Below are 5,659 nucleotides of genomic sequence, written 5' to 3'. Positions count from 1 at the left end.
TCGTAGTTGGATAGTCTGGGAGGAAGAAGGACGCTATCCGGATGTAATAGTCGAATTAATGTCTCCCTCAACGGCCAGTGCAGATATTGGCAAGAAAAAAGACCTCTACGAACGAACCTTTAGAACCCAAGATTATTTTGTCTATGATCCTTTTCATGGGGAGTCCCTACAAGGATGGCATTTAAACCGCAATCAGGACTATGAAGAACTGGCCGCCGATGAGAGAGGATGGTTATGGTGTGAGAGTTTGGGGTTATGGTTGGGGACATGGGACGGCCAACTAAGACGGGAGAATGCCAGTTGGTTGCGGTTTTATGAACCGGATGGCAATTTAGTGTTATTACCCGAAGAAGTCGCAGAGCGAGAGCGAGCCGAAAAGGAACAAGAGCGAGAACGGGCCAATCGCGCAGAATCCGATGTACAACGATTAAGAGAACGTTTGCAACAACTGGGCATTGATCCGGATACGGTTTCTGACTCCTAGAACAATCCTAAATCACGGTTTAGCCTATGAGGAAGTACGTTTCCCAGACGGCTACGCTAGAGAAAAACCAGCCAAAATTTTCGCCATCCCCTCAAAAACCATCCGGAATGGCAATGTTGCTCTAGAAGGAAGTATCCAAAAGGCTTGACGAACGTATCTCGGCAAGTCTGATTAAGGAAACGTGAGTTCGTGACCTCGAATTGAACGTTTATTTGTTTTGTATGGGTCTGGAGAGCCAATATTATGGAATTGCAAATAGCTACAGCTTCAGGTGTGAGTGTGCAAACTACCTCGCCAACTGCTTCTCGTGGTCGATTCTCCGGTGGAGATGCTGCGCGGTCCTCTGGTGGAGACACTGCGCGATCGCTATTTAACCAAATCGAAGCAGACTTACTGAACAGTGAAGTATATCAATCACTCTCTACCAATCTACATGAGGTAGCTGGAGAAACTGTAGAGGCCGTCCAACACTTAATGCAAGCCTTTGGACGGGAAGCCATTCGCTTAACCTTTCAGCAAATCGCCCAAAATTATCATGTCACCCCTAGCACCTTGAAAAAGAAGGTGGTCCCCATTCACAGTAAAAACGGGCAGGCTTCGGTTTCGGCGGAGAATACACCTGTTCAAAAACCGTCGAAGTTTGTCAATACACCTGCGAAGAAACCAACAGAACCATCTTCACGCTTTCAGCCCAAAGCCACGGATACGGCTTCTCCTGCCCAAGATCAGGAAACGTCTGCCAGTGAGTCATCGGAATCTCGTAGTTTTTCCTTTCCTCGTAGAATCACTAAAGCACAACGGATCAAAATGTTGATTGAAGAACGAAACACAACTTGCCACAACATCGGCAAAACCCTCAAAGAAGCTCGACAAGCCCAAGCGATTTCTTTTGGAGAACTCCATAGCAAAACTTTAGTGCAAATTTGCTTTATCAAGGCACTCGAAGAAGGACAACTGGATAAATTACCCGAAGATACCTATTTACGCGGTTTTATTCTTCGCATTGGTAACGCTTTAGGGTTAGATGGGAATGCGTTAGCCCAGTCTTTACCCAAACCCACCAAAGAAGAAGAAGATGTCATCCCCTCTTGGTATTCTCCCACCATGCACCCAGGGAAGGGAGGGTCTATGGATTTACCCTCACTGAATGCCTATTTAGGCTATACCGCCGTTGTGGCAGGGGCAATTGGGGGATTAGCTTGGGCTTCCGGTCAACATACGGGCTTTGAAGCGGCACAAATTGACACCGATGAGCAGCCCATGACGGAATATCAGTCGAATTCTGAAAAGTATTCTAGTTTGAATGCGGTGACGGAAGATATATCTAATGCAGAAATCGCGCCTCCGGAAATGACCAATTGATGAGGGGGTTAATCTCCATTAGGTTAACCGGATTCCGTATAAGATTTAATTACGAGATTATCCCGGTGAATAATGGTCTCTGACCCCATATAGCCCAAGATTTTGGGGATTTTGTCCGAATGAACCCCTTGTATTTGCTGAAGTTCGGTACTGCTATAGTTGACAATTCCTCTGGCGATTTCCGTTCCCTGTGTGTCGCAGACAATCACCGCTTCTGACGAAGGGAACTCTCCCTCAATCTGGGTCACACCCGCAGCCAGTAAGGATTTCCCTTGTTGACAGATGGCTTGGGTGGCCCCGGCATCGACATAGAGTTTGCCCATAGCAATTAACCCATGTTCAATCCACCGTTTCCGGGCTTTTTCGGGGCGGGCTAAGGGTTCAAATTGAGTCCCAATGGTTTCGCCTTGTAAAATTTTTAGTAGGTTTTGGGGTTGGTTGCCCCGTGTAATGACGGTTCGGACTCCGGCCCGGGTGGCCAGTCGGGCGGCTGCGAGTTTTGTCACCATCCCCCCTGTTCCCCAAGATGACCCACTACTCCCGGTTTTGATTTGCAGTTGGGTGAGTTGGTCTGGGGTGATGCGGTGGATGGGTTCAGCGTCGGGAAAGAGGCGGGGATCGGCGGAATATAGGCGATCTACGTCGGTGAGGAGAAATAACCAGTCCGCTTCGACTAAGTTGGCTACAAGGGCGGATAGGGTGTCGTTGTCGCCGAATTTGAGTTCTTCGACGGCTACGGTGTCGTTTTCGTTGACAATGGGAATTACGCCAAGCTGAAAGAGTTCTTGAAAGGTGTTGTAGGCGTTGACGTAACAACTACGCTGCATGAGGTCACGGCGGGTGAGTAAGATTTGAGCGATGGGTTGGCCTAAACTGGTAAAGAGGTCGTCATAGACGCGCATGAGACGGCCTTGGCCAATGGCTGCGATCGCTTGTTTTTTGGCCAGGGTTCGAGGCCGTTCTGCTAAGGATAACCGATTACATCCCACTCCCACAGCCCCAGAGGAAACTAAGACGACGGCATATCCTGCTTTACGCAGTTGCGTGAGGGTTTCTATTAAGGTCGCAATGGTCGATAGGGCAAGTTGTCGAGAGTCCGGTTGCGTCAGACTAGACGTGCCGATTTTACAGACAATTGTTTTCATGGGTTATGGGGAATTGGGAATTGGGAATTGGGAATTGGGAATTGGGGGAATTAAACAAACAACAACTACCGCTTAATCGAAATTCCTAAAACTTGAGTTAACCAGACTTCGGCGTTGCGGATGGGGTAAGATTGGGCTGCGATCGCAGGATCGATCATCGGTTCAACTAAAATCGTAAACATCCCTAAACGATTGCCCGCTAAAGCATCCGTAAATAAGCGATCGCCCACCATTCCCACCTGTTCCACCGGAAACCCCATTTGGTCAATAGCTTGGCGTAATTTGCGACGAGAGGGCTTTCTCGCGCCAAAAATATAGGGGACATCCAACGAGGCCGCAATCCCCCCAATGCGCGTTTCGCTAATATTATTACTCACCAACCAAAGCGAAACCACCTGTTTGACTTCCGTTATCCATGCGGCCACCTCTGGAGACACTTTGCGTTCTCGCAGAGGGACTAGAGTTTCATCTACATCTAACACCAATCCACGAAGCTGATGTTTTTCAAGCAAGGCCGGAGTTAAGTGAACAATCGTTTCACCTAACACTAAATCCGGTTGTAGGAATTTTGCAAAAGTCATGAGGATTCGAGAATAAAATAGATAGAGAAAAATTAACAAAGAGTCATTTAGGACGATTGACGTTGTTCTCGTTCTTGACGAATGCGGTTTTTTGCAGCTTCGTGTTCCTCTAAAGTTCGACTAAAAGCGTGTGTTCCATCATACCGCGCTACAAAATATAAATATTCTGTCGGTTCTGGGTTCAAAGCGGCCTCTAAACTCGCTTTACTGGGATTGGCAATGGGCCCCGGCGGTAGTCCTGAATTGACATAAGTATTATAAGGATGGGGCGTTTCTACCTGGTCAAAGGTCAACGGTTGATCCGGTGTTTGCTCAATCTCTAGGGCATATTCTACCGTTGGATCGGCCTCTAGTTTCATCCCTTGTTGTAAGCGATTGGTAAACACCCCTGCAATGGTTTTTCGTTCCTCTGGGACTGCCGCTTCTTTTTCGATAATACTGGCTAATGTCACCCAGTCTTTCAGGGATAAATTAGTTTGCGGTTCGTTTTGTTGATAAATCGGTAAGGCCACTTCCTCAAAACGGTTTAGCATCTGTTGAATGACTGCTTCGGGGGACACAGAAGAATTGGGTAATTGATAGGTGTCTGGATATAAAAACCCCTCCACCGTCTCCAAATTGGGGGGCAACCAGTTATACTCCCCTTGGGGAAAAGTTTTCACCGTTTCTAAAAAGGCTTCTTTGGAAAAATATCCCCGTTGTTCAAAATAGGCCGCCATATCCCGTGAAGACCACCCCTCAATTACAGTAGCGCGACGTTCCACCACCTGGCCTTCCCAGATCATTTCCGCAATTTCTGGCATGGAGTCCGTCGGTGTTAACTCATAGACTCCCGCTTGAAATGATCCCTCCCGAAATAATAGGGCCAACCAAAACACCCAAATATTCCAGGCCCAACTAGAATGAATTAACCCTGCGGCCTCTAAATCTTGGCCAATTTGTCGATTGGAGGTATTAAGGGGAACATCCATCAACACCGTTAACTGTTCTTCTCGGGCCTCCATGGCCGCAGTATCAATGGTGGTTGAAGACGGGGACACTACCGGAGAACTGGCCCAATGCCACCACCGTAACCCTTGCCAAGCAGAAATGACCAAAATGCCAGGCAAGATCACCAGTGTGTAAAGCCATTTCGAGAAATTAGCAAAGGATTTCATAATCTTCAGTCGGGGGTCAGCATTTTATAGCACGTGATAGCAAGGGAACAGGGAACAATGGGGATTTTCACCTGGGACTCGGACGGGGGGAATGGAACAGACAGTCGGGGGACTTCGTTCGCTTATTCTTCTCGGTCGAGTTCCTGAATGAGTAAATCTTGGAGTCGCGGTTGCATTTGTTGGAGTTCGTCAAAGGACAGAAATTGAATCTCTCCGGTTGGGGTTCGTTTGGCAAAAAACAACAGGGGATGGAGAGGGGTATGGATTTCGTATTCTGTCTCGTTATGAAAGAACGTGGCCAACCGTTGAAACTCCTCTAATTCTAGCTCACCTGCTTCAACGGGAATCTCAACGGTGAGAATATCGGTTTCGTCGGGTTCAATGCGTTCCCCTTGGACGGTGAGGGTATAGGCGGTATTTTTTAAGGTTAAATCTTGTTCAGCCAGAACGGCCTTAGCATCGGGAAAAATTTCGTCAAGTTCGTCACTGTCTTCTACCCAACGAATTTCCGCGTCTTCTTCTTCGCTATCCCAAGCGATAATGGTCACAGGTAAATCTACTGGAAAAAGTAAATAGTAGGTTGTCCCGTTTTCGATAAACGAATGTTCAACGGAACAAACCAGCGATCGCCCTAATTCATCTTCCAGTTGTAGGCTATCCGGTTCAGAAAAGTCATGGTTGGGAGAAGATTGGGGGGAAGGCATAAGCAAAAGCGCGAATGGTTCAGAGGTAGCAACCAGAATATCATGTTGTTGGTTGTTGGTTCTTGGTTGTTGGTTCTTTGTGAACAAGGGAACAGGGAACTCCGGAACAGGGAATCGGGAGTCGGGAGTCGGGAGTCGGGAATCGGGAATAAGATATTTTTTGTTTTCCCCATCTCCCCCATCTCCCCCATCTCCCCCATCTCCCCCATCTCCCCCATCTCCCCTC

Annotated in this window: 6 protein-coding genes; 2 read left to right on the top strand and 4 right to left on the bottom strand. The window is 47.8% G+C overall.

What is annotated here, in order from left to right; genetic code table 11:
* Window positions 1-484 (top strand): Uma2 family endonuclease (locus PN462_RS06425; protein WP_272127196.1); only part of this gene is annotated, 484 nt, incomplete at its 5' end.
* 279 nt (window positions 485-763) lie between these two features.
* A complete protein-coding gene (locus PN462_RS06420) occupies window positions 764-1,846 on the top strand; it encodes a helix-turn-helix domain-containing protein (protein ID WP_272127195.1) in 1,083 nt (360 codons plus the stop codon).
* A 23-nt stretch (window positions 1,847-1,869) separates the two neighbouring features.
* On the opposite strand, the gene proB is transcribed toward PN462_RS06420, so the two are convergent.
* The 4 genes from proB to PN462_RS06400 all read right to left on the bottom strand — a co-directional run.
* On the bottom strand, window positions 1,870-2,991 hold the full coding sequence (gene proB, locus PN462_RS06415; RefSeq protein WP_272127194.1) for a glutamate 5-kinase: 1,122 nt from the start codon (window positions 2,989-2,991) through the stop codon (window positions 1,870-1,872).
* Window positions 2,992-3,056: 65 nt separating this feature from the next.
* A complete protein-coding gene (locus tag PN462_RS06410; protein ID WP_272127193.1) occupies window positions 3,057-3,572 on the bottom strand; it encodes a YqeG family HAD IIIA-type phosphatase in 516 nt (171 codons plus the stop codon).
* A gap of 47 nt (window positions 3,573-3,619) precedes the next feature.
* Entirely contained in the window at window positions 3,620-4,729 is a 1,110-nt protein-coding gene (gene mltG, locus PN462_RS06405) for an endolytic transglycosylase MltG (protein WP_272127192.1), read from the bottom strand.
* 122 nt (window positions 4,730-4,851) lie between these two features.
* A partial coding sequence (locus PN462_RS06400) for a DUF3727 domain-containing protein (RefSeq protein ID WP_272127191.1) occupies window positions 4,852-5,659 on the bottom strand: 808 nt, incomplete at its 5' end.

The organism is Spirulina sp. CS-785/01, from assembly GCF_028330525.1.
In the GTDB taxonomy this organism is placed as follows: Bacteria; Cyanobacteriota; Cyanobacteriia; order Cyanobacteriales; family Spirulinaceae; genus JAQMSD01.
Note: the sequence above shows the minus strand (reverse complement) of the source record. Positions and strands in the feature narration are given on the sequence as shown.